23 protein-coding genes are annotated in these 23,808 nt (G+C 47.4%); 3 read left to right on the forward strand and 20 right to left on the reverse strand.

Going from position 1 to position 23,808, the window contains the following annotated elements; all coding sequences use genetic code 11:
* Positions 1–517 precede the first annotated feature (517 nt).
* The 4 genes from A4U59_RS06050 to A4U59_RS06065 all read right to left on the reverse strand — a co-directional run bounded on the left by A4U59_RS06050 (position 518) and on the right by A4U59_RS06065 (position 3,938).
* Positions 518–763, reverse strand: coding sequence for a YkuS family protein (locus A4U59_RS06050; RefSeq protein WP_070120251.1), 246 nt, complete (start codon positions 761–763; stop codon positions 518–520).
* 354 nt (positions 764–1,117) lie between these two features.
* Positions 1,118–2,251, reverse strand: a complete 1,134-nt coding sequence (locus A4U59_RS06055; protein WP_070120252.1) for an N-acetyldiaminopimelate deacetylase — start codon at positions 2,249–2,251, stop codon at positions 1,118–1,120.
* Between the two features lie 16 nt (positions 2,252–2,267).
* Entirely contained in the window at positions 2,268–2,987 is a 720-nt protein-coding gene (gene dapD / locus A4U59_RS06060; RefSeq protein ID WP_070120253.1) for a 2,3,4,5-tetrahydropyridine-2,6-dicarboxylate N-acetyltransferase, read from the reverse strand.
* Between the two features lie 78 nt (positions 2,988–3,065).
* Positions 3,066–3,938 carry a transcriptional regulator CcpC gene (locus A4U59_RS06065; RefSeq protein WP_070120255.1) on the reverse strand — a complete coding sequence of 291 codons (873 nt, stop codon included), beginning with the start codon at positions 3,936–3,938 and terminating at the stop codon, positions 3,066–3,068.
* A gap of 160 nt (positions 3,939–4,098) precedes the next feature.
* On the opposite strand from A4U59_RS06065, the gene A4U59_RS06070 reads away from it, so the two are divergent.
* Positions 4,099–4,473, forward strand: coding sequence for a VOC family protein (locus A4U59_RS06070; RefSeq protein ID WP_070120256.1), 375 nt, complete (start codon positions 4,099–4,101; stop codon positions 4,471–4,473).
* Positions 4,474–4,604: 131 nt separating this feature from the next.
* Here A4U59_RS06070 and A4U59_RS06075 read toward each other — a convergent pair whose 3' ends face one another.
* From A4U59_RS06075 to proC, 6 genes are all read right to left on the reverse strand, one after another.
* Complete coding sequence (locus tag A4U59_RS06075) at positions 4,605–6,104, reverse strand: MDR family MFS transporter (RefSeq protein ID WP_070120258.1); 1,500 nt, start codon at positions 6,102–6,104, stop codon at positions 4,605–4,607.
* A 110-nt stretch (positions 6,105–6,214) separates the two neighbouring features.
* A complete protein-coding gene (cbpB, locus tag A4U59_RS06080; protein WP_070120260.1) occupies positions 6,215–6,658 on the reverse strand; it encodes a cyclic-di-AMP-binding protein CbpB in 444 nt (147 codons plus the stop codon).
* A 113-nt stretch (positions 6,659–6,771) separates the two neighbouring features.
* Complete coding sequence (locus A4U59_RS06085) at positions 6,772–7,518, reverse strand: SDR family NAD(P)-dependent oxidoreductase (RefSeq protein WP_070120261.1); 747 nt, start codon at positions 7,516–7,518, stop codon at positions 6,772–6,774.
* Positions 7,519–7,632: 114 nt separating this feature from the next.
* Complete coding sequence (locus A4U59_RS22195) at positions 7,633–8,184, reverse strand: LysM peptidoglycan-binding domain-containing protein (RefSeq protein WP_070120263.1); 552 nt, start codon at positions 8,182–8,184, stop codon at positions 7,633–7,635.
* A 295-nt stretch (positions 8,185–8,479) separates the two neighbouring features.
* Positions 8,480–8,881 (reverse strand): YueI family protein, encoded by a 402-nt coding sequence (locus A4U59_RS06095; protein WP_070120265.1) that lies wholly within the window; start codon positions 8,879–8,881, stop codon positions 8,480–8,482.
* Between the two features lie 260 nt (positions 8,882–9,141).
* On the reverse strand, positions 9,142–9,984 hold the full coding sequence (gene proC, locus A4U59_RS06100; RefSeq protein WP_070120266.1) for a pyrroline-5-carboxylate reductase: 843 nt from the start codon (positions 9,982–9,984) through the stop codon (positions 9,142–9,144).
* Between the two features lie 390 nt (positions 9,985–10,374).
* Between proC and A4U59_RS06105 the strand changes: the two genes are divergently transcribed.
* Positions 10,375–12,513, forward strand: a complete 2,139-nt coding sequence (locus A4U59_RS06105) for an ATP-dependent Clp protease ATP-binding subunit (protein ID WP_070120267.1) — start codon at positions 10,375–10,377, stop codon at positions 12,511–12,513.
* Positions 12,514–12,676: 163 nt separating this feature from the next.
* Positions 12,677–13,642: an MBL fold metallo-hydrolase gene (locus tag A4U59_RS06110; RefSeq protein ID WP_070120268.1), complete on the forward strand. Its 966-nt coding sequence runs from the start codon at positions 12,677–12,679 to the stop codon at positions 13,640–13,642.
* A 252-nt stretch (positions 13,643–13,894) separates the two neighbouring features.
* On the opposite strand, the gene A4U59_RS06115 is transcribed toward A4U59_RS06110, so the two are convergent.
* The 10 genes from A4U59_RS06115 to A4U59_RS06160 form a co-directional block, all read right to left on the reverse strand.
* Positions 13,895–14,365: a redoxin domain-containing protein gene (locus A4U59_RS06115; RefSeq protein ID WP_245680503.1), complete on the reverse strand. Its 471-nt coding sequence runs from the start codon at positions 14,363–14,365 to the stop codon at positions 13,895–13,897.
* Between the two features lie 265 nt (positions 14,366–14,630).
* The gene (locus A4U59_RS06125) at positions 14,631–14,858 is read right to left on the reverse strand and encodes a hypothetical protein (protein ID WP_083270684.1); all 228 of its coding nucleotides are present in this window, start codon (positions 14,856–14,858) and stop codon (positions 14,631–14,633) included.
* Between the two features lie 741 nt (positions 14,859–15,599).
* Positions 15,600–15,737: a hypothetical protein gene (locus A4U59_RS21680; protein ID WP_169823917.1), complete on the reverse strand. Its 138-nt coding sequence runs from the start codon at positions 15,735–15,737 to the stop codon at positions 15,600–15,602.
* 241 nt (positions 15,738–15,978) lie between these two features.
* Positions 15,979–17,382, reverse strand: coding sequence for a sensor histidine kinase (locus tag A4U59_RS06130; RefSeq protein ID WP_070120275.1), 1,404 nt, complete (start codon positions 17,380–17,382; stop codon positions 15,979–15,981).
* Positions 17,379–18,080 carry a response regulator transcription factor gene (locus A4U59_RS06135; RefSeq protein WP_083270685.1) on the reverse strand — a complete coding sequence of 234 codons (702 nt, stop codon included), beginning with the start codon at positions 18,078–18,080 and terminating at the stop codon, positions 17,379–17,381. The genes A4U59_RS06130 and A4U59_RS06135 overlap by 4 nt, the downstream gene beginning before the upstream one ends.
* A gap of 136 nt (positions 18,081–18,216) precedes the next feature.
* The gene (locus tag A4U59_RS06140) at positions 18,217–18,774 is read right to left on the reverse strand and encodes a DUF2680 domain-containing protein (RefSeq protein WP_070120276.1); all 558 of its coding nucleotides are present in this window, start codon (positions 18,772–18,774) and stop codon (positions 18,217–18,219) included.
* Positions 18,775–19,040: 266 nt separating this feature from the next.
* A complete protein-coding gene (locus A4U59_RS06145; protein WP_245680504.1) occupies positions 19,041–20,960 on the reverse strand; it encodes a molybdopterin biosynthesis protein in 1,920 nt (639 codons plus the stop codon).
* Positions 20,961–20,974: 14 nt separating this feature from the next.
* Entirely contained in the window at positions 20,975–22,207 is a 1,233-nt protein-coding gene (locus A4U59_RS06150; RefSeq protein ID WP_070120280.1) for a molybdopterin molybdotransferase MoeA, read from the reverse strand.
* 20 nt (positions 22,208–22,227) lie between these two features.
* Positions 22,228–22,857 (reverse strand): molybdenum cofactor guanylyltransferase, encoded by a 630-nt coding sequence (gene mobA, locus A4U59_RS06155; protein WP_245680505.1) that lies wholly within the window; start codon positions 22,855–22,857, stop codon positions 22,228–22,230.
* A 28-nt stretch (positions 22,858–22,885) separates the two neighbouring features.
* Complete coding sequence (locus A4U59_RS06160) at positions 22,886–23,698, reverse strand: formate dehydrogenase accessory protein FdhE (RefSeq protein ID WP_070120281.1); 813 nt, start codon at positions 23,696–23,698, stop codon at positions 22,886–22,888.
* Positions 23,699–23,808 lie beyond the last annotated feature (110 nt).

The following is a 23,808-nucleotide window of genomic DNA, read 5'->3' on the forward strand; positions in this document are numbered from 1 at the left end:
GCAGGGCGGGCGGTGAGCCTTCTCATCGCTATCGCTCTTGCGGGGTCTCACATGTCCCGCTAGTCCCGCAAGACGTTGAATAAGCTTCTTTGAAAAGACACCGCACGAAGAAAATTGACTTTTATTTTCGAGGAGTCTCGCACCTTCCACTCCAATCAACTAGTGTAAAAAATCAACATTGAGCTTTAACACAGCCTTGATATAAAGGGGGGTTTTTTAATGAAAGTTATGCTATTAATTCGTCCTTGTAATTGCGCTTTGACCAGATTAGAGGCGTGATTCCAGCCGAATCGTCCTTGTAATACCTCCCCGATCGAATGAATCTGATTAATAGACTCTGTTTGGGGAAAAATTCAGGAGACCTAATTCCCTTTTTCCACAATCCTGCCCGCTTGTTGAATAGTGTTCCATATTCACGAAAAGCCTTTCCGAAATCATACGTAAAGCCAACAGAAAAAGGGGACAGCATCCCGCTGTTCCCCCTCTCTTCTTTGTACTTGTTTACAGCGCGTTCGAATCAGCGGTTCAGACTTTGCTCAATTTGGCCGAGCACCTGTTCAGCCGACAGGCCGTTAGCTTCGATGACAGGTCCGGCTATGACCGTATCGGCGATTCCCATCACATTTGAATCAAGTCCGGTCATGACACATAGATCGCAATTTTGGGCATCCTGCTCCTGTTTCAGTTGGATCACATCGTATCCTTTTTCTTGTAGCACATCATAAATGTTAGTCAAAGATTCTTCTACACCAATCTTAGCCATAATTTCATCCTCCTTCTTTTACATTTACATTTTGTCCCGGTAATTTGCGGCTTATTCTTATAATCACCATAATGGACTATATGCACTCTGCCATACAGCCGCTGTTGAATATCGAGCTGCTGATTTCCGGAAAATGAACAAATGCGAAAGGCGCCCGCTTAGCGGCGTACGCATAAGCGGGGGGGACCCGCATGGAGTGTGCTCTTTCCTCCCGGAGGGGATCACCGTTTATGACGATAGCCGCTGGGGCCTGGAGCTGGACGATTCCCTCCTGGCTTTTTATCCGCAACGCTTACATTTTATAATTTCCTGCACAACAAAAAAGCCCCGCAGTATAGGCGGGGCTGAAATTTCCTATTCCATTTCAGGAATTCCTGCTTTTATATAACTGAAAATAGCGTCAACCGCTATCCCGATTGCCTTCTCATCCGGTTTGAGCGTTGATGAATGAAGGCCGCTTTCGGATCCGACGCCAAGCCAGAACATAAATCCGGGGATTTCTTTCAGCATATAGCCGAAATCTTCACCGGTCATGGCTGTCCGGCATTCTACAAGGTCATACGGCGTCTCGTTATCAATAAAGTCCATGAAAGACCTGGTCAGCCGCTCTTCGTTGTAAACCTGATAATAATTGCTTCCATAATCAAGTTCATAACTGCATGAAAAGCCGGCGGCGATTCCGTTCAGAAGTGTCTCAATCCTATTTTTTACAATTGTCATCGTATCGGAAGACAGCGTACGGATCGTCCCTTCAAGACGTGCTGTTTCCGCAATCACATTCTGAACAGTCCCGCCGGTTATTTTGCCTATTGTGACGACAGCACTATCGAGCGGATTGATATTCCGTGACACGATCGTTTGCAGCTGTGTCACAAGATGGCTGGCAGCTACGACCATATCATTTGTCTGATGAGGGTATGCCGCATGCCCCCCCTTGCCTTTCAGGTCGATGAACAGCTCAGATGTATTGGCAAATAACAATCCCTCTTTCACAGCGATCGTGCCGGCAGGATATTCAGGCGCGATGTGAAGTGCAAGGACAATATCAGGACGCCACTCCTCCATGATGCTGCTGGCAAGCATCGGAACAGCACCGCCGGGGCCTTCCTCAGCAGGCTGGAAAATGAATAGCAAATCATCAGCTATCGGTTCACTGACAACACGGGACAGTACTCCCATCGCAATTGTCATATGAAAGTCATGTCCGCAGGCATGCATGAATCCATCGTGTTGTGATGCGTACGGATAGCCGGTTTCTTCTGTTATCGGCAGTCCGTCAATATCCGCCCGATAGCCGATGCACCTTGAAGGGTTTGACCCTTTCACTTTTACGAAGATTCCTGTCCGCCACGTTTTGATTTCAACCCGGTCCTGCGGGAATTCGGAAATGCGCTCAAGCAATAACTGCTGCGTCTTCTTTTCCTGGAAACCGATTTCCGGAATTTGATGAAGCTTCCTTCTTAATGTGATCAATTCATCCGTTTTCATTTATACTTCTCCGCAATCAATCTTCTTTAAGTTGGCGAAGCTCTTGCTTAATTTCCGTCTTGCTTCTTGTCTGGTCATCGATTTTCTTGATGACCCGTGCCGGGGTGCCTGCTACAACCGTGTTCGGCTCGACATCCTCGGTCACTATGGCGCCGGCTGCGACAACCGCGCCTTTTCCGACTGTCACACCTTCAAGGATGACCGCATTTGCACCGACCACCACTTCGTCCTCAATGACGACAGGTTTAGCGGAAGGTGGTTCAATGACCCCCGCAAGGACAGCGCCTGCACCGATATGGCAGTTCTTTCCGACTGTCGCCCTGCCGCCGAGTACTACGTTCATATCGATCATTGTGCCCTCACCGACGACGGACCCGATGTTGATAGAAGCTCCCATCATGATGACGGCATTTTTACCGATTTCAACCTGATCACGGATAATGGCACCGGGTTCGATACGGGCCGGAACGTCCTTCAGGTCAAGAAGCGGGATGGCAGAGTTGCGGCGGTCGTTTTCGACAACATAGTCATCGATCTTGTCAGCGTTTCGATCAATGGCAGATTTAATATCTTTCCACTCTCCAAATAGGACGCCGGTGTCCCCTTGGATGAACGTCTTTGTGTTTCCTCCGAAGTCCAAGCCTTCGATCTGGCCTTTAATATGTACTTTTACAGGAGTCGATTTCTCGCTGTTTTGAATAAAAGATATGATTTCATTTGCATCCATCATTTTCATTCGTATGTCCTCCTCTTATTTGTTTAGTCAATCTGTTTTTTAAATGTATCAAAACGAGCAGCGCGTGACAAGAAATTATCACTCAATGCCTGCAGTGTCCTTCACAACCTCAATAAAAGCCTGTACCTGTTTCAGCTGGAAGCCCGATTCGTAGCCGATCAGCCAGGTATCCCTCAGCATCGGCGTCCCGGCCTCATCAAGGAGCGGTATTTTCGTCAATGTATCTTCGCCTTCCAGGGTTACACCCGGAAGGATTGCATAGCCGATGCCGTTTAACACCATCTGCTTGCATGTCTCAATCTGGTCGACGACGATTGTCCGCTGGGGAACCGCTTTAAACTGCCGGTGCCACCATTCCTGGATTTCCTGATGATAATTGGAATCGCTTTTGAACTGGATAAATGGCCGGGCTGTGTCATGCAAGTCTTCAAGTTTGCCCATTTCTGTGTCAACAAGATAAAGCGAATCGGAAAATAAGTGCAGTTTTCTTCCTTTCCATTCGGGATTGCCCCGCAAAATTCCGATATGGACATGGTCCTCGTAAATGTGCCTTAGCATTTCGCTCGACCAGCCGGTAATCAATGACACTTTGACAAGCGGATACTTTCTGACAAACTGTTTCAAAACGGCCGGGAGCCAATATTGCCCGGCAATGGAGGCAACAGCCAGCTTAAGTGTTCCATACACCTCTGAATCGAGCGCTTCAATCTCCTCTCTTACTTTTTCCCCTTTTTCCACCACTTCCTGTGCAAACGAGGTGATTTTTTCCCCCGCCGGTGTCAGAGCGAGCCCTTTTTGGGATCTTAGAAAAATTTTCACGCCCCATGCTTTTTCAATCGATTGCAGTCTCTGGCTTAGGGCGGGCTGTGAAACAAACAGCCGTTCAGCCGCCTTTCGCATGTTCATCTCCTGGGCCAGGACGGCAAGAATCTGGAACTCAACCGTCTGCATCCGTCATCCCCCTTTTGACGTCCGGCCATCTGAAGCGCCGGACCGATCATTTACTTTTCAATCATAAGATTATCTTAACCTTTTCTTTAACTATTTTAAAATTTATTAATTGAAATAAACAAGGTAAAGTGAAAGTAACATATTAAAATGGGGTGTTCGTATGGGAATTGCATTCAAGGGACTGGACCATGTGCAAGTGTGCATACCAGCTGATATGGAAGATGATGCGAAGTCTTTTTACATTGATTTGCTTGGATTCATCGAAATCGAAAAACCGGACTCCTTAAAAAGTAACGGCGGATTCTGGATGCAGGCTCCAGGGGTGGAATTGCATATCGGAATTGAGCCAGGTCACGAACCGGGCCTGTCCAAACGGCACATCGCCTTTGAAGTTGGGGACCTGACAGCAGCCAGGTCGGTTCTGGAACAGGCTGGATTAAACATCAAAGAAGAAACACCCATTCCGCTCCGGGACCGCTTTTCGTTTCGGGACCCGTTCGGAAACCGGATTGAACTGCTGGCTTATCATTCTTAACATCAAACAACTTTAAGCATTCGGTCTTGATGGAACTGGAAGGCACAACTTCTCTTTTTTCTCCGGGGAGCAAAATTTTCGTTAAATAAAACGCCGCGGCCTTCGAGCAACTCGAAAACCGCGGCTTTCCATTATTCGTTCTCCACTTTAGGCATAAATGCGATGAGGATCAAGCTGATCACAGCAAAGGCGGCAACCCACAGGTAAACATTATGGAGTGCCCCCGTCAGCCCTTCCTGCAGAACGGCCCGTACTTGTCCGGGCAGCGAAGCCCTCTGCTCTTCATTTAACAGAATATTCGCTGTGTCGAGGCTGACATCATAATCGACTCCTGATTGCTGGATATGCGACTGGAGACGGCTGTTCAGTATTCCGCCGAGCAAGGCCGCCCCTATCGTGCTGCCAAGGGTCCTCATGAACATGTTTGAAGCCGTCGCGATGCCGCGCATCCTCCAGCTGACCGTCGACTGGATCGAAACAATGAAAGATGTCGTCGACATCCCCATTCCGACCCCGATGAAAAACGATCCTATCCCGGCCCATACCGGCCCTTTGTCAGGCGACAGCAGAATGAAAAACAGCGAACCGGCAACGAGGGCGAACCCGCCGATGAGGGATGTCTTGCGGAAACCGATTTTCAGAAGGAGCCGGCCGGCAATCGTGGCGGATATCGGCCATCCGATTGACATGGTCGTAAGTGTAAAACCCGCCACGATCGGCGACCGTTCCATAACTCCCTGGACATATGCCGGCAAAAAGCTTGAAATGCCGATTAAAATGACACCTGTTGTCAGCGAAGTAAGGTTAGCGACCGTGATGGACCGGTATTTCCAAATATCAAATGGCATCATCGGTTCCTCAGCCCGTCTTTCCTGCACAATAAATAAAATAAAACCTATGAGAAATGCCGAAATCAAAAAAACAGCCGGCCAGGAACCCCACGCAATTCTTACTCCGCCTTCAACGAGAATGACCATAAGCGAAGTGATCGCGATAACAAGAAAGACTGAACCTGCATAATCAATCGTATGTTTCCGTTTCTCCACACCCTCGTGCAAAAACAGCACTACCCCGAGTATGGAAAGAATGCCGAGTGGAACATTTATCCAGAATACAAGTCTCCAGGTTGCATATTGGACAAAAAACCCTCCAAGTGCTGGTCCCATGATTGCGGAAATTCCCCATACACTGGATAGGTACCCTTGGATTTTTGCCCGTTCTTCTTTTGTGTAAATATCACCGACAATCGTTGAAGCAATCGGCATGACAGCACCGGCCCCGAACCCCTGGATCAGCCGGAAAACAATGAGCATTTTCATTGATGAAGCGAATCCCGCCAAAATAGAGCCTGCCAAAAAAATAGTGACGCCGACAACAAAAACCGGCTTCCGGCCAAATAAATCTGACATTTTCCCGTAAATAAGTACGGTTGCTGCCTGGAACAGAAGGTAAGCGGAAAACACCCAACTGTATAGGGCAAATCCGCCAAGATCTGCCACAATATTAGGCATTGCGGTCGACACAATTGTCGCTTCTATCGCAGCCATAAACATGGCGAGCATGATGGCAGCAAGTACAAGCGGCCTGTGCGTTCCTCTGTCTGCCTGTATTTTTTCCAAAATCAGACTCAAACCGGCATCACATCCTATTCTTCAAACTGAATTCCCATGTATTTGGTTGCAGAGACTGTATCGGTGTAAAAAATGTTGGCCCGGTTACGGGCCAACATTCAAAAACCTCATCACTTTTTCACTGGCTGGAGCTGTTTGTTGAACAGTTTCAATATTGCTCTTCGTGTAAGTATTCCGAGAAAGTAGCCCTCATCATCGACTACGCAGACGAAAGGGTTATTGATTGTCAGGCCGAGCGCCTTCTGAAATGGATCATGTTCATGAAGCCGCGGAATTTCTTTTTCCATCACTTCTTCTGCCTTTTTCCCTTCGAGCTTTTCCAGTTCAATCCGTTCAATTCCAAGTACTGAATCAAGAATCATTGAATTGCTGATCAGACCATGCAGCTTATAGGAAGCATCAAGCACAGGTATCGCGGAATAACCGGATTTAATAAGGACAAGCAGCGCGTGTTCAAGCGGATTGCCGATTTGGACATGTGCTACTTTTTCAGCAGGGATCAGCAGATCACTAATACTTGTTTTCAGCAGGTCATCTGTCTGAAGACTGATCATGTACCGTCTTCCCTTCATCTAAATTACAATCAGGGATGCAGGGATACTTAGCTCTTCACATCCCATTCATCATTTTAACATAATTGCCGGCTCACCAAAACGGATGTGTTCTGTCAGTGTTCATAAATCATTTTTCGTGTCATTCCGCCGTCAATGACAAGGTTCGTTCCATTTACAAAGTTATTTGCTTCATCAGTCAGATACAGACAGGCCCTTCCAATGTCTTCTGGTCTTCCCACCCTATTGGAAAGATGCTGACTATGATCGATTTCCCTTAAATCATCATAGTCACCCGTTTCAATCCACCCGGGACTGATGGCATTAACGGTCACATTCAACTCACTGAATGATGCTGCAAGTGCGTGCGTTAACCCTAGTACTCCTCCTTTTGATGCCGCATACGCTTCTGAATTCGGTTCTGACATGACGGCACGTGTAGATGCAATATTAACAATGGAACCACCGCCGGTATCCTGCATAAACCGGGCTGCCGCACGCGCGGCGGCAAAGTAGCCGCGCAAGTTGACTGCAAGAATATCGTCCCATTCATCGAGCGACAGCTCGAATGGTGACTTGAACCTGGAAACGCCGGCATTATTGACCAGGATATCAAGCCGCCCATACGTATCTGCTGTTTTCTTGATCATTTTCTCGATATCAACAGCATTTTTCATGTCTGTTTCGATAAACAGGGCTTTGCCGCCGTCCGCCGTTATTTGATCAGCCGTTTTCCGGCCGTTTTCCAGGTCGATATCAGCTAGAACAATGGCAGCTCCAGCCTGTGCGTACATTTCTGCCACTTTCCGTCCGATTCCGTTACCAGCACCTGTTACAATTGCGACTTTTTCATTGAAGCCCACTCCACTCTCTCCTTTGCAACTTAAATATTACCTCCACAGAAGGACTTGTCGAAACCGTCTTGCAACATGTTCGAAAAGAACTAAACGAAAAGACCTGCACATTTGCAGATCTTCCTAGTTCTCAGCCCGATAGAAAATGATGACGTTTTTCTCCTGTTCTTGTTTTTCCGTTGCCGGAAAGAGGATTTTTTGGCCGATTAAGATTAAATGAGGATTTTCAAGTTTGTTCCAAATTGCGAGATCATGCCAGTCCAATCCGTATTTTTCAGCGATTTCGGACAGCGTGTCCCCTTTTTTAACGGTATACTCATGAGATTCCGTCTGTTGAAGGTCGGTAATATCATTGATTGGAATTTCAAGAAGCTGCCCTTCCGTCAATTCATATGGCGGCACAAGGTCATTCAGTTCCACCAGCTTCTCCAGGTCGAAACCGAATTTTTCACTGATTGTATAAACCGTGTCATCAGCCCTCACCATATAAATAAACTGGTCAAACCGGGGAACATCGGTTTGCGGATTCTCTGAATCAAATATATTCAGTTGTCCGCCGCCCGCACTGTCATCAGGAATAGGCAGATTTTGCCCTTCTTCCCCATATGCCGTCACGACCGGCATTATTAAAAACAAAGCCAATAACAGGCTGTGGATCACATATTTCTTACCCATCAGGACCAATTCCTCCAAAACATTCTCCATTATATTTTACCATATCCAGCCAATGATTGAATCGTAATTAAGGAAGAATGCTTTAATCAGATTATCCTTTACTTATTCTGATATTTTTCACTTCATATTTGCAATAAAGACAGCCGTAGATGACATTTTGATTTGATTGGGCTGTCAGCACCTTTTCCAGCGGAGCGGATTTCGTGCAGCTTGGACAAATAACTGCAGGCTTATCCATAATCTTTCACCTCCGTAATCTTTTAGAGTCCTGATTTTCGGTAATTTATTTAATCTCTTACTTTTTTTCACCGATATCTCTTTCATATCTTTCATCTTCAATGAAGACAGATGATACATCCACTGCCTTCGATGCTGACGCGACCAGTCCAACCGGTGTTTCTGAAGCCTGATTGGAAACGATGGTGAACTGCGCACCGTTTTTGGAAGCCAATTTGATATAAGGGGAAATGGATTCATACGGCAGGCTGCCATTGAGGAACAGATGAACATCATTTCTCGATCGCAGCACTTCCTCAACTTCACGGTACGGCATTCCCCTGTTCACCTGCGAGCGGGTCAATGCCAGCCATACCCGTTCACGGATGGACGATAAAAACAACTTGCGCTCAGCCGGTTTCGTCTGGGGTGTTCCGTATATCCCCAGCTTCAGAATTTCCTGTATATCTTCCTGTGCCATCTTTACATCCACTCCCGTAACATATTCGACAATTAGTATACCCGCTTAAAGGCAATATTAAGACGGTGCTTTGAAGGAAGCAGTTCTGTTTATGAAGAAAACCAAAAGCAGGCTGCATAACTTCGAAGTCTTGTGACAGCAATAGTTGTATTTAAAAATTTATTCCTCTTGCAAATTCGTTAACTTTGCGAGAGTCGCCTAATATTTAACAAAAAATCGAGTAAGAAGCCTGCATGGCTTCTTACTCGATTTTTTAGTTCTTATAGTAAAACAGGTTTTTTCTCAAATTGCGAGCTGATTTCCTTTGACCGTTTGGCAGCATTCTTGACTGCTTCCATGAAAGCTGCTCCACCGCCGTTTTCATCAAGTGCCTCGAGGCCAGCCTGGGTGGTTCCGTTCGGGGAAGTCACTTTACGACGAAGATCAGCAGGTGTATCATCGCCGGATTGTACCATTTTGCCTGCTCCAAGCACCATCTGTGCAGCTATTTTGCGGGCTGTTTCACGATCCATCCCTTCTGCTGCAGCTACTTGTTCAAGATGCTCAATTACATAGTAGATGTATGCGGGACCACTGCCTGCGAGGCCAGTGAAGACATCCATGTGCTTTTCTTCAATCGTTGTCACATCACCGATAGTCTGAAGAAGTTCAGCTGCAGTTTCCATTTCTGAGCGGCACACATGGGAACCTGCTGATATGGCAGTAGATGATTCACCGATCATGCTTGAGGTGTTCGGCATGACGCGAATCACCTTCGGCGCGCCGCCAATTTCTTCTTCTATATAAGAAGTTGAGATCCCGGCAAGTACGGATAGCACAAGCTGGCCGTCTGTGATTCTTCCTTTAAGGGGCTCCAGAACTTTTTCTGCATCCTTCGGTTTTACAGCGAGGATGATGATATCTGCTTCGTCAATTCGCAAAGCGCAGTCGGCTGTCACATTAATATTATATTTGTTTTCGAGTTCATTTCTTCTTGTTTTATTGCTTCTGTTAGCGGCCGTAACATTCTCAGGGCGAAGCTTTTTTTCTTGAAGCATACCGGCAATCATTGCTTCGGCCATAGAACCGGCTCCGATGAAAAGTACATTTGTATTTTGTAACATCGTTACCTCCTTAGAAGAATTAGTCGTTTCTTCCTGCACGATATATCATATTAACATGATTCATTATAACTTCAACCATTTTCAAGGAAGTCGGCATGTATATCCCGAGAAACCCTGTGTAAACGCTCTCACTCGTGTGTCCCGGTACGCTCATGCCGGCTCACGGTAAATAAACGCCCCACATCCCCCAAAATGGACATTCGCGATGAACCGGAAATTTTTTCAGCAAAACTCTTGAAAGTCAAAAAAGGTCAAAGTATAATGAAAGTACATTAGTCAAAGATAGTCAAAGTCAAACAAACCGGCTAATGAACAGACTGAAGAGATTTTTAACCATACACCTTATCAAATTAACTTAAAAAGAATGAAAAATATGGAGGAGGTTACTTCATGTATTGTGAAAAGTGCCAGACTAAACCTGCAGTTGTCCATTTCAAAATCAGAAACAATCATGAACAAAAAGAATTGCATCTTTGTGCTGAATGTTATGCAGAGGTCCGCAATAAAATGGGGGCATCCAGTCCATCCGGCATGTTTGGCTCACAGCAGCCTTTCAATGGGATGTTTTCAGGAAACGGCGGCTTCACGCCTCCTCACGAAGCAGGCGCTAATGAAGCTGCCCCCCAGGAACACCAGGGGCTCCTTGACGAACTGGGCCGAAATGTGACAAACGCTGCCCGTGCAGGCTTAATCGATCCGGTGATTGGCCGTGACCAAGAAGTGGAACGGGTAATCGAAATCCTGAATCGCCGAAATAAGAACAACCCTGTCTTGATCGGTGAACCCGGGGTCGGAAAAACAGCAATCGCTGAAGGCCTTGCCCTAAAGGTTACTGAAGGTGATGTGCCATCCAAGCTGCTCAATAAAGAACTGTATGTGCTTGATGTTGCATCACTTGTAGCCGATACAGGCATCCGGGGACAATTTGAAGAACGGATGCAGGAATTAATCAAAGAATTGCAGGAACGGAAAAACGTCATCCTGTTTGTAGATGAAATCCATCTCCTTGTCGGTGCCGGTTCGGCCCAGGGCTCAATGGATGCAGGCAATATTTTAAAACCGGCTCTGGCCCGCGGTGAATTGCAGCTGATCGGTGCAACCACACTCAAAGAATACCGCGATATCGAAAAGGATGCCGCGCTTGAGCGCCGACTGCAGCCGGTCATTGTCAACGAACCGACAGTTGAGGAAACAATCGAAATCCTAAACGGCATTCGTGACAAATATGAAGAATACCACGGTGTATCTTATGAAGAAGAAACCATCCGAGCATGTGCCCTTCTGTCCCACCGTTATATTCAGGATCGCCACTTGCCGGATAAAGCGATCGACCTGCTTGATGAAGCGGGATCCAAAGCGAACCTAAAATCAGACGTCACACAGGATGAGGCAAGCATCCAAAATCGGCTCGGAGAACTGCATCAACAAAAAGAGAAGGCGACAAAAGAAGAAAATTACGAATTGGCCGCACGGCTCCGCGATGAAGAAAAACAACTGGAAAAAAAGCTTTCAGCAACATCTGACAATAACAAAATTAACGTCTCTGCAGAAGATATCCAGTCCATCATAGAAAAGAAAACCGGAATACCCGTACGCAAGCTTCAGCTTGATGAACAGCAAAAAATGAAAAACCTTGATAAGAAACTTTCCGAAAAAGTCATCGGCCAGGAAGAAGCCGTCAAAAAAGTGACGAAAGCGGTGCGCCGCAGCCGGGCCGGCTTGAAGGCGAAAACCCGGCCGATCGGTTCCTTCCTGTTCGTCGGTCCGACAGGTGTAGGTAAAACAGAACTTACCCGCGCACTTGCCGAAGAATTATTCGGCAGCCGGGAAGCGATGATCCGCCTGGATATGAGCGAATATATGGAGAAACATTCGGTCTCCAAGCTGATCGGTTCCCCTCCAGGATATGTGGGGCATGATGAAGCCGGCCAGCTTACTGAAAAAGTGCGCCGCAAGCCGTACAGCATCATCTTGCTCGATGAAATCGAAAAAGCCCATCCTGATGTACAGCATATGTTTCTGCAAATTCTTGAAGACGGCCGCCTCACTGACAGCCAGGGACGGACGGTCAGCTTCAAAGATTCTGTCATCATCATGACAAGTAATGCAGGAACCGCTGATCGGAAAAAGAAGCTTGGTTTTGGAACAACTGAGGAATATGCTGAGGAAAGCAGCATACTTGAATCACTCGGTTCCTTTTTCAAGCCGGAATTTTTAAACCGCTTTGACAGCATCATTCAGTTCAGCCCTCTTAAAGAAAAGCATCTCCTGCAAATCGTTGAGATTATGACTGACGAACTTGCTGAATCGCTGAAAGAGCAAGAACTGACTCTCGAAGTCTCAGACAATGCCAAGCAGAAGCTTGCTGAACTCGGTTACCATCCGGCGTTTGGCGCCCGCCCGCTCCGCAGGGTGATCCAGGAACACCTTGAAGATAATATCGCCGATCTTCTGCTTGATGAAGAAAATGTTAAATCATTGAGAGCCGACGTCAAAGACGGAAAAATTGTTGTCAACAAAGCGAACTGATTTTGAAGATATGCACCGGTGCAGCCCGCCCCGGTGCTTTTTTCCGTGCAAAACCGCCCTGCAGTCGGTATCCCCCCTGATTAGAAGGCTTTGAGTGTGATGCAAGACGATGATAATGCTACAATAATGGAAATGAAAACAAATTTATAAAGGGGGAACTTTTGTGGAACCAAAAACACCTGAAAACCTGGAACACCGCACGTATCTGATTGATGGTTATGATTTAAATACGGAAGGGCGCACCGGCTCTTATGTGATGCTCGGTGATAAGCTCACGATTGTTGAAACGAGTGCAAGTCCTTCTGTCCCTTATATATTGGACGGTCTTAAACAGTTGAATCTGGACCCCCTGGATGTGGAATACATCATCGTCACACATATCCATCTGGATCACGCCGGGGGTGCTGGACTTCTCTTGAACGACTGCCCTAATGCGAAGGTAGTTGTCCATTCCCGCGGAAAGCGCCATCTTGCCGATCCTTCTAAACTCATTGCCGGAGCTCGGGCAGTGTATGGAGAAAAGTTCGATGGCTTGTTCAACCCGATAGTGCCGATTCCTGAAGAAAAATTAATTGTCATGGAAGACGGTGAAGGCCTTGCCATTAGTGATGATTGCACCCTGACCTTTTACGATAGCCCCGGTCACGCAAAACACCATTTCAGTATTTTTGATCCGGTTTCTAACGGCATTTTCGCCGGTGATACAGCCGGGATCTTTTACCACCAGCTTCTGGATGACGGGCTTGAATTCTATATTCCTTCAACTTCGCCGAATCAGTTTGACCCTGATGCCATGCTGAACAGCATCGAAAAGTTCGAAGAAATCGGCCCGGAACGGATTTACTTCGGACATTACGGAATGTCTGAAAATCCCCAGGAAGTATACAAACAGATGAGGTTCTGGATTCCGGAATTTGTCGAAGCAGGTGAAAGCGGAATGGAAAAAGCGGGATCTGCAAGCATGGAAGAGGCAACAGCCGCCGTCTATGAAAGGCTTTATGAAAAAGTATCATCCCACCTGACGGACAAAGGCATTCCAGAAAGCCATCGTGTTTATGATTTGATTAAGCTCGACCTTGAAGTTAGCGCCATGGGGCTTGCCGATTACTTGATGAAAAAAGGCAAGTGAGATAAGAAATGTTGAGGTGCTCATTCTGAGGCACAGCATAAGCTTGTCCGTGAACTGGACAGCAACTTATACATTTTAAAGAAAACCTGTCGACTGGCGAGCCTATAGGCAAAGACAGAGGCGTAGTTGCCCTTATCTATATTCTTTAAACCGGCCGCTGCGTCGAAACACTGCCTTACTGACAATTTATCCTTACCTGTAGGGTATTAAAAAGGCTTTCAGGCATCTTTCGCCTGAAAGCCTTTTTCATGATCATTCTTCCGCTTTCAATCTGCGCAGTTCCTCCATCGTACGTTCATAATGTTCTGCAGTGCCTGCCCCGAACTCGGTATTCTGATATTTCAAATTGCCGTCTTTGCCGACAACGAATACTGAACGCCTGGCGACAAGATCCTTGTCATTGAATACATCGTACTTCCTGGCCGTTTCTTTGTGCCAATCCGACAGAAGCGGATACGGCAGTGTTCCCAGACTTGCCGCAAATACGTTATGTGCAAAAATATGGTCAACACTGATTGCCAGCACTTCTGCATCATATTCCTCAATTTTTTTGTAATCTTCCTTCCAGGAAGACAGTTCCTTGATTCAGCCAGGTGTAAAATCGAGTGGATAAAAAGCGACGAGAACATTTTTCTTTCCTTTGTAATCAGATAATGAAATTTTATTGCCTGTTGTAGACGACAGCTGAAAATCAGGGGCTGGTTGTCCAATTTCAAGTGGCAATTGAATCCCTCCTTTTTCCTTTTTGTTATTCCCTTCCCCTTTTCTTTGAAACCCGGCAATTGAAAACCCTCACTTTTCCGGAGGGTTTGGATCTTTGGGGTTTTTATGGACTTCTATTATGATCGGTTCAAGAAAATGATCAGTCCGGCAAGCGGGACACTCGTTTCGTTCTTTTATGATCGTACAGCATCGACGGCAGGCATAATGCATATCATTAACTCCTTTTTAATCCATCATATGCCCGCCAACTGCTTTATTGTCTAATTTAATAAAAAACAATAAACAGATAAAAGATATAGCCGAGCAAGACGGCCGCCATAACGGCGTACGCAAGGAAAACGGGATTCCGGGCAATCGGGTGTGCCTTTACTTGTTCGCTGATATCCGAATCTCTTTCGCTTTTCTGGTTCTGGCCGAGCCGGTATGTCCAGAAGAGCCCATACAGTGTGGTGATCACTACTAATACAATCAGTGCTAATGTTAAGCTGTCCATACTCATCCCTTCCTTTGAAAGTTTACCTTAGCTTTTGCGCACGCGGCTAAAGTATGCATAACGGCAAAGAAAACCCGCGGACAAACTGGAATTCGACCTACTGGACACGCGGCAGGTTGAGCGGCTCCACCAGGACAATTTGCACCTAACTCCTCGAATCACGCATGGCGATGGCCAAAACCGGCCTGTTTACTCATGTGCGGTATCACTCAAACCCAATTACGGCTGGTGGCTTGGCGGATTTGACTCATTATTTTTAAAAAAGGCAATTCGTTTTCTTCATGCTTACCTATTTCACGCCAGATAACTGTTCATTCGCGCCATATCCCCGGTTTTTCTCGCCGTACACGAACAACCGATACCAGGGGATGCCCTTTCACGCGGCACCCCGTTTCTTTCACGCCAAACTATAACTGTTTCACGCGCAACCTCTCACTTTTCATGCCGTAGAGCCCGACTTTCACGCCGGAGCAGCTGTTTCACGCCGTTCAGCCCGGATTTCACGCCGCAACTCCGTGTTTTCACGCGCAACTGCTCCGGTCCCATACGATCTCATACATACACAGCCTGAATTCAAAACATTGAAATTTGAGACGTTCCTTCCTCCAAATCACGCATACCGACGGCCAAAACCGGCCTGTTTACTCATGTGCGGTATCACTCAACCCCAATTATGGCTGGTGGCTTGGCGGATTTGACTCATTATTTTTAAAAAAGGCAATTCGTTTTCTTCATGCTTACCTATTTCACGCCAGATACCTGTTCATTCGCACCATATCCCCGGCTTTTCTCGCCGTACACGAACAACAGTGACCAGGTCGATGCACTTTCACGCGGCACCCCGTTTCTTTCACGCCAAACTATAACTGTTTCACGCACAATCTCTCACTTTTCATGCCGTAGAGCCCGACATTCAAACCGGAGCATCTGTTTCACGCCGTTCAGCCCGGATTTCACGCCGCAACCTGTGTTTTCATGACACAACTGCTCAGCAGCCCAACAAATGCACAGGCGCAGCACCCCTTATCTATACTCTTAAAATTGGCCGCTGCGTCAGTCTATTTCCTTGCTGACAATTTATGCTTTCTAATCCTGCAATGAAAAACAGCCGGCGTCCGTGTCAGCCGGCTGTTTTCTCATGTGCTAAAGGGAGTACAGCAAAAAACGATGTCCCCTTCCCTTTCTTGCTCGAAACTGTAAGCGTACCTCCGTGTGCTTCCACAAAACCCTTCGCTATTGATAATCCCAGGCCGGTTCCGCCGTCATTCCTTGTCCGGGCTGAATCGGTCCGATAAAAGCGCTCAAAAATGTGCGGCAGCAGTTCTTCTTCAATGCCGGGCCCTGTATCCAGCACTTCTATAGTGACTTCCTTATTTGTATGATAAAGGCTTATGCTGACATCACCGTCTTCCGGTGTATGCCGCAAAGCATTTCCGACTAAATTGACGACGACCTGAGTGATCCGGTCTGCGTCAAGGTTGAGAAGAGGGATTTCGTTCCCTTCATCAAAGTGAAGCGATATTCCTTTTTCGTCGGCAGCCCATTTGAAGTGCTCCACCACATTCCGGATGAGTGTGCCTGGCTCAACCGGCTCAAGGTTCAGAGTCAGTTTCCCTGCTTCTGCGAGGGTCAATTGCTGTAAATCCTGAACAAGCCTGCTCAGCCTATACACTTCATCGCTCATTTGCAGAATGGTTTTTTCATCCGCCTCAATGGCTCCTTCCTGAATCGATTCAAGCCGGCCGCTCAAGATTGCGAGCGGCGTCCGCAGTTCATGCGCCACATCTGCTACGAGGGCTCTTCTTGCTTCCTCATTCCGTGCAAGTGCTTCCGACATATCGTTAAAGGAACCCGCAAGGTCCTGAAATTCATCACGGCTTTCCACCGTCACCTTGTGGTCGGTCTCGCCTTTGCCAATCCGTTCAGCAGCTGACATGAGCCTGTTCAGGGGCTTTGTCAGCACTCCGGCAAAGATGTAACCGGCAGCAACCGCCAGGAGGATTGCCCCGATGCTGCCAAGCAAAATCGAGCGATTGGTCGAATCCATGAATTGCTGTTCTATGCCCAGCAGGTTTTTGGAAGCTGCATCGTGGACGACAAGAGTTCCGGCGAAACGCCCGTTTGCGGTCAACTCCCGCCTGACCCCCTCATATTCGCCGGTATCCGGGTCAGATGGTATGCCGCCTGTATCAGCCACTGCACTGCCGTTTTGGTCAAGGACAACAAAATCGGAAGCAGACGCCATGCCTGACAGCCCCATTCTCCCCCTCATCATCCCTGGTCCGCGCTGCCCCTCTCCATAAATGGAACTTTCGGCAAAGATGCCCGCTCCTTCCCAGGAACCATTCATTTCATAATAAGATTCAAGTGAACGGGCCAGGCGTTCGACCATTCCGCTTTGATTTTCTTCAAGATATATTTGGAAAATATTCTTCACCTGTTGATAGAGGTAAATAGATTGAAAAATGCCCGTCAAAAGAATGATGAATCCGAATGTAAGAATGATTTTGGTGCGGAGTTTCATGATTCGCCACCGAATCTGTAGCCGATCCCATACACAGTATGTATATATTCAGGTGCAGATGGATCCTTTTCCACCTTTTTGCGGAGATTGCTTACATGTGTATCAATGGACCGTTCATAATTGACATAGGCTTCCCCCATTGCACTGTTCATGAGCTGCAGCCTGCTGTAGACCCGGCCAGGCTTCCTTGCAAGCGTCACTAGGATTTTATATTCAGTTGGTGTCAGCGTCAGTTTTTCGCCTCGCACAAACACTTCATATGAGGAGACATTAATTGTGATTGCGCCTCTTACAATCAGCTCATCCTGTCCGGCATCTTCCGTTTGCTCTTGCCCGCTTCTCCTCAGCACAGCCCGCATTCTGGCTGTCAGTTCCCGCAAGCTGAACGGCTTTGTCAAATAGTCATCAGCACCAAGTTCAAGACCTAAGAGCTTATCGATTTCTTCCGATTTGGCAGTAAGCATAATGACTGGAAGGCTTTTTTTGATGGCCCTGATTTCACGCAAGGTTTGAAGTCCATCCATATCAGGCATCATCACATCAAGAAGCAAAAAGTCACACATATCCTGCTTGGCGAGTTCAACTGCTTCTATGCCATTCTCAGCCTCAATGACTTCAAATCCTTCATTCACTAAGTAAGATGAAATCATTTTGCGCATCTCATTTTCATCATCAACAATCGCTACTCGCAGCCCCACGGCCAGCCCCCCCTTATCTTAACTTCAATTATAGCAAATCCATTTTGGCCGTCGCGCTTGAACAATTGACAGCTTTTTAATGAATTCCAGACAAATACAGCCCCGAAGGCTGTTTCCTTCGGGGCTCTTAATCCGTTTAGGTTGTCGGGTTTGTAAGACATTGGCCGCTGCCGCGCTGGCCGCCATTATTATTCCATTTTCCGCCTCCGCGCATGCCTTTTCCATTCATTGGGCCTGTTTCAGTTCGTTCGATGCCGTTTTCCATGTTTTGTTCCATGTTTTGAAGCATGTACTCTTTTTGTTCTGCGGTTATTACTCCGTCTTCTACCATTTTATCAAGCTGCTCTTTCTTCACTTCCAACAATCCGGCCAATAGATTCTCGGCTGTAACACCTTTTTGTTCCGCAATTTCCGCGAGCGATTGGCCGCTGAGACGCGCCTCCCGCAGTTCATCAGCTGTCATACCGAGGATATCAGCAGCCGCTTCTGAACTGGTTCCCGCAAAATAACTGCCCATTCCTTTTCCATTGCCATTTGGACCCTGGCGGTATAATTGGCCGTTTTGATTTTGAAGTTCAGCCGGTTCCCCGCTGTTAGCTGCAGCCAGGGGCTCTTCTTGCGGCCCTGCCATCGCACCAAGGCCAAATGAAGCTGCAAGTGTCCCCGCCGCCAGTACCATTTTCCATTTTTTCATCGTTGTCAAGCTCCTTTCATATTAGACAATCTCTTACTGCACCTTAATGGTACACCCTTCTTTTCCAGAACTTTTCGGGGAGTTGTCAAGATAATGTTAAGATTCACCTAAACCTGAATCAACTGATAAAGAAAACCGGCCGACTTGCGAGCCTTAACCGAAGACAGGGATATAGCTGCCCTTCTCTATATTGTTAAAGCGGAAATACTTCCTTGCTGGCAATTTATACGGTAAAAAAGAAGAGAGCAAGTGCCCTCTTCTTTTGATCAATCAATATAAACAGGCTCTTCATCGGCCACTTTGTAGCCGCCCAGCTTTTCGACTTCTGCTTTGAAATCTTCAGATCGAATGACACTTAACAACATCCGCCCTGCTTCGCTTTCCAAAAAATCAGCAGACATCAAGAGGTCATATGATTCATAAGCGACCGGTACAAAACCGAGATTCATCGCTTTTGCTGCTGAATAGATGCCGAGACCAGCGGCATTTTCCTGCTGTTTCACCTCTGCCGCCACACTCAAATGAGAAAACATCTCCCGGTCATAGCCCTGTATTTGTTCAGGGGCAATTCCGGCTTTATTCAGCATATCATCAAATAAGATGCGCGTCCCTGCACCGCGCTGGCGGTTCACATAATGGATGCCCAGGTTCGAAATGTTTTCAATCGTGTTTATATCAAGCGGATTGCCTTTAGGCACAATCCATCCTTGTTCTCGTTTTAAAAATGGCAAGATCACGGCTTTTTGACCTTTTAAATAACGTTCAACATACGGAAGGTTATACGTTCCGCTTTCTGGATGCAGCAGATGGATGCCTGCGACATGCGCTTCCTTTTTGCGGATGGCCATGATGCCCGCCATGCTTCCGACATGGGCTGAAATAATCTGCCGCTCTTCATCTTGTTTGCGTATTAAAGACGATAATACATCGATTGATAAATCATGGCTTCCTGTAAATAAAATGGATTTTTCAATTTCGGACACCGGTTTATACAACTCGATGTCCACCATTTCTCCCTGTTCGAGCCCGAGGCTGTTCGGCGGTACTACAAGCAGCCCGTCAGCGCGGACAAGCGACATGGTGACACCGGCAGCACGTGTCAGCGGATTCGCGGTAAACACACCGTCAACATAGCCAATATTCATTCGGACGAAATCCTCAGAACCCATATTTGAAACAACTCTCCGGCCCAGCTTCGCCTTAAGCGTTTCCCGTTTCGGTTCCGGTATGCCGAGATACTTACAAATAAGCGGCCTGACGAACCATTCCATAGCCAGATAGGCTGATACCGGATAACCAGGCAGTCCTACAACGATCGTTCCGTCAATTTTACCGAGGACGACCGGTTTTCCCGGCCTTGTTGCCACACCATGGCTCATCACTTCACCAAGTTCTCCGATAATGTGCACTGTATAATCTTTTGAACCTGCCGATGACCCGGCATTTATAATGACGATATCAGATGCTGAACAGGCAACTTTAAGGGCTTCGCGAATAAGTTCCGGCCTGTCTTCTACAATATTTTCAACGATAGGGCGGCCGCCCCATTCCTGCACATACCCAGCAAAAACGGCACTATTGAATTCGATGATATCGCCAGGCTCCATTTCCGGTTTGGGCTGGACCAATTCGTTCCCCGTAGGTATGATGGAGACATGCGGCTGTTTGACAACGGGCACTTCAAAAACACCGCCGGCCGTTAATGCTCCAAGATCAACCGGCCGTAAGCTGTGCCCTTGCGGGAGCAGCATTTCCCCGTTGACAAGATCTTCCCCGATCGGACGGATATGCTGCCAGGGCGTTGCCGGAACGATAATTTCAACTGTCTCTTCATCAAGGATCTGGACATCTTCTATCATAATGACAGCATCAAAATCACCCGGTATTACATTGCCTGTATCCACATATCGAAATTGCTCGTTCTTTTTAAGCAAGAGCGGGCGCTGTTCATGGGCGTCATATGTATCTTCCGCCCTGACCGCTATGCCGTCCATTGCTGATGCATGGTAGTGTGGCATGGACAGCCTGGCGTATATAGGTTCGGCGGTTACACGGCCGAGGGCTTCCCTTGCAGGGATGTGTTCAATCTGCCGGTCGAACATGAACGCATTAAGCAGTTCATCCCTTGCCTGGGCGCGCGGTTTGTCTTCAAGATATATTTTTCGCTTATAATGCTTTGAGTTCACACCACTACCCCCCATTAATCAAAAACGATGACCGGAACAAGTTCCCCTTGCTGGACACCTTCTTTTTCAGATCCGATTTCCACAACACCATCACTTTTGACAAGCGTAGATATTAGTCCTGATTTGCCTATTATCGGTTCGGCTTGCCATTCGTTGCCGGTTTTGGCCAGTTTTACCCGTACGTAGTCGGCACGGCCCGGCGAAGATGGGATGTTTTTAGTCATTCGGGCGAGGACTCTGTCAGGGCGCTCCCCAGGATTTCCACCACTGAGCTGTTCCATAACTTTTTTCCCGAAAAGATGGAAGATGATCATTGCAGAAGCAGGATGGCCCGGCAGGCCGATCACAGGCTTTCCTCCTGCTTGTGCCAGAATAGTTGGTTTACCCGGTTTGATGGAAACACCGTGGACATATACACCCGGTTCGCCAAGCGATGAAATGACCTCTGTCGTGTAATCCTTTGCCCCGACTGAACTGCCGCCGGATAAAACCAGGCAATCGGCTTCATCAAACAATTCCTTTGCCCGCAACCGGAACGTTTCGTAATCATCGGTTACGATCCCTCCATAAACGGCATCATACCCCCACTCGTCCACAAGGCTTGTTACGGTAATATGGTTGATGTCCCTTATCTGGGCTGATGACAGCTCCTTTGTGGAGTAAGGGACGATTTCATCGCCGGAAGACAAGTAGGCAACTTTCACTTTCCTGTATACTTCCACTTCTGTTACACCAAGGGAAGCGAGCGCACCAAGTTCCTGGGGCCGCAGTTTTGTCCCCATTTCGAGAACGGGTTCGCCTTCTTTGACATCTTCACCGGCGGAAATCACATTTTCACCCGGGGCGACCTGCCGGAATGTATTCAGCAGGCCGTCCATTTCCTCACAGTGCTCGATCATGATGACACTGTCGCTTCCCGGGGGCAGCATACCTCCTGTCGGCACTGATATAGCTTCGCCCTGATTCAGCTGCTGTACGGCCTCTTCTCCCATTTCTACACGTCCGGCGACATCAAGGAAACCGGGCATGGACTCACTTGATCCATATGTGTCCCTTGCGATGACGGCATACCCGTCTACTGTTGACCGTGCAAACCCCGGCACATTTTCAGCGGCGGCTACGTTTGCTGCCAGAATTCTGCCCCGGGCTGCTTCAAGAGGGATTATTTCCGTCTCCTGGAGCGGCTGGACATACTGCCGGATCAGTTCAAACGTTTCTTCGACCGTCTTCACGTTAAAAAATTGCATGTGTTACTTCCTCCCTATGTTCACAAAGGGCGCTGGTCCGCTTTTTTCTTTGCTGTTTCATATTCACCGGGCCGGTTCATGTTAAAAAACAAATCATCAACGGAAACGTCCGTTTCCGCCTCAATTGCCTTTTCATCGATATAAAGGACGTTAAGGCCACCGAGCAGATCCGTCACCCGCCTGTTCCCCTTTTTCAGGCACTCCCCGGCTTTTTCATAAACATGTTTATGATAGACAGCAAAAAGCGGGTGAAGCTTTCCCTTTATGTTTGGAACTACCGCTTCGAAATCGCGGCCTCTTTCTACAAACAGCGCAGCCAGATCTGAAGAGGCAAACGGCATATCACAGGCCATCACCAGATTCAAATCGTAACTTGACGCCTTCAAACCGGCATGTATTCCTGCCAGCGGACCTTCTCCTGGAAAACGATCGGTGATGACGGGAACATTCAAAAACTTGTATGTGCCGGGATCATTGGCAACCACAATAACTTCATCAAAGACTGTAAGCATCCTCTCGGATAGTATTTCAATCGTCGTCCTGTCACCGATCGGGAGCAGCGCTTTGTTTGTCCCCATCCGGCTCGATTTTCCGCCGGCGAGGATAATTGCCCCTGCTTTCAAACCTTTCACCCCGTTTGCAGACTGCACTTGGGCAGTCTCCTATATTCGTTCGACATTAAGAGACTGTTTCCTCCCCTGAAGGACCAGTTCCGTAACCTTTATCTTGGGCAACGAAATCCAGGTGTATCGTCTGGATATCGAGTAAAGAGGGCGCTGGCTTCTTTAGCAGCTGGCGGCTGTCAATGATTTTCATATATCCGTTGCATTCTTTACAGACCTGGATTTTGTTTACAGAGTCCCCTTCGATTTGCAAATACTGAAGAGTGTCATGATCATCATTGCCGCAATGTGTGCAAGATAGCCGTTTTTCCTGCCAGCTTGCGTGGCAGCGCGGACAGTCAGCAACTTTTTTGCCTTCACCTTCAAGGTGTGAAAGCCGGACCGGTTCGCCGCATACCGGACAGCCGCTCTCATTTTCGGCTTTATCCAAATAAGGGGCTGCTTCATCTGCAAGCAGACGTAAATACGGCCGGACAGCCTGTTCCGCAAGATAATGCGGCACCCATTCCGGCAAGCTATGCTCTTCTGCAAACCCGGCAAAATAATAATTGTTAAATGACAATGCTTCGCTGAACCATCTTTCGGCAATGTCCTTATCAAGCAATTGCGACGCTTTCTCGGAAAGCCCCTCGACTTCAGCATTTTCCTGTTCCAGCCTTGAAGCAAGGTCAATGATCCACTTGATATATGTTTCAGGATCAAACTTGATGCTTGCAGACAGTACTGCCGGCGCTTTGGTTTCCAGAAACGCTTCATTATTAAGGACGACGGCCTCTTTCTCCAGTTCATTTTTCCAGCTGTCCTGGAACGAGAGAATTTCTTTTTGCAGGGCAATATAGGACTCTGAGACAACAGAATGTTTTTTCATGATTGTACCCCCATTTATAAGTAGTTTCCGATTGATTTTCACAACCGGGAAATTATTTTCAAAAGAAAGGGCTGCCCGGCACCGAGCAGCCCTTATAGGATAATGGTTTG

The sequence above is a fragment of the Bacillus marinisedimentorum genome (genome assembly GCF_001644195.2).
GTDB classification, from domain to species: domain Bacteria; phylum Bacillota; class Bacilli; order Bacillales; family Bacillaceae_O; genus Bacillus_BL; species Bacillus_BL marinisedimentorum.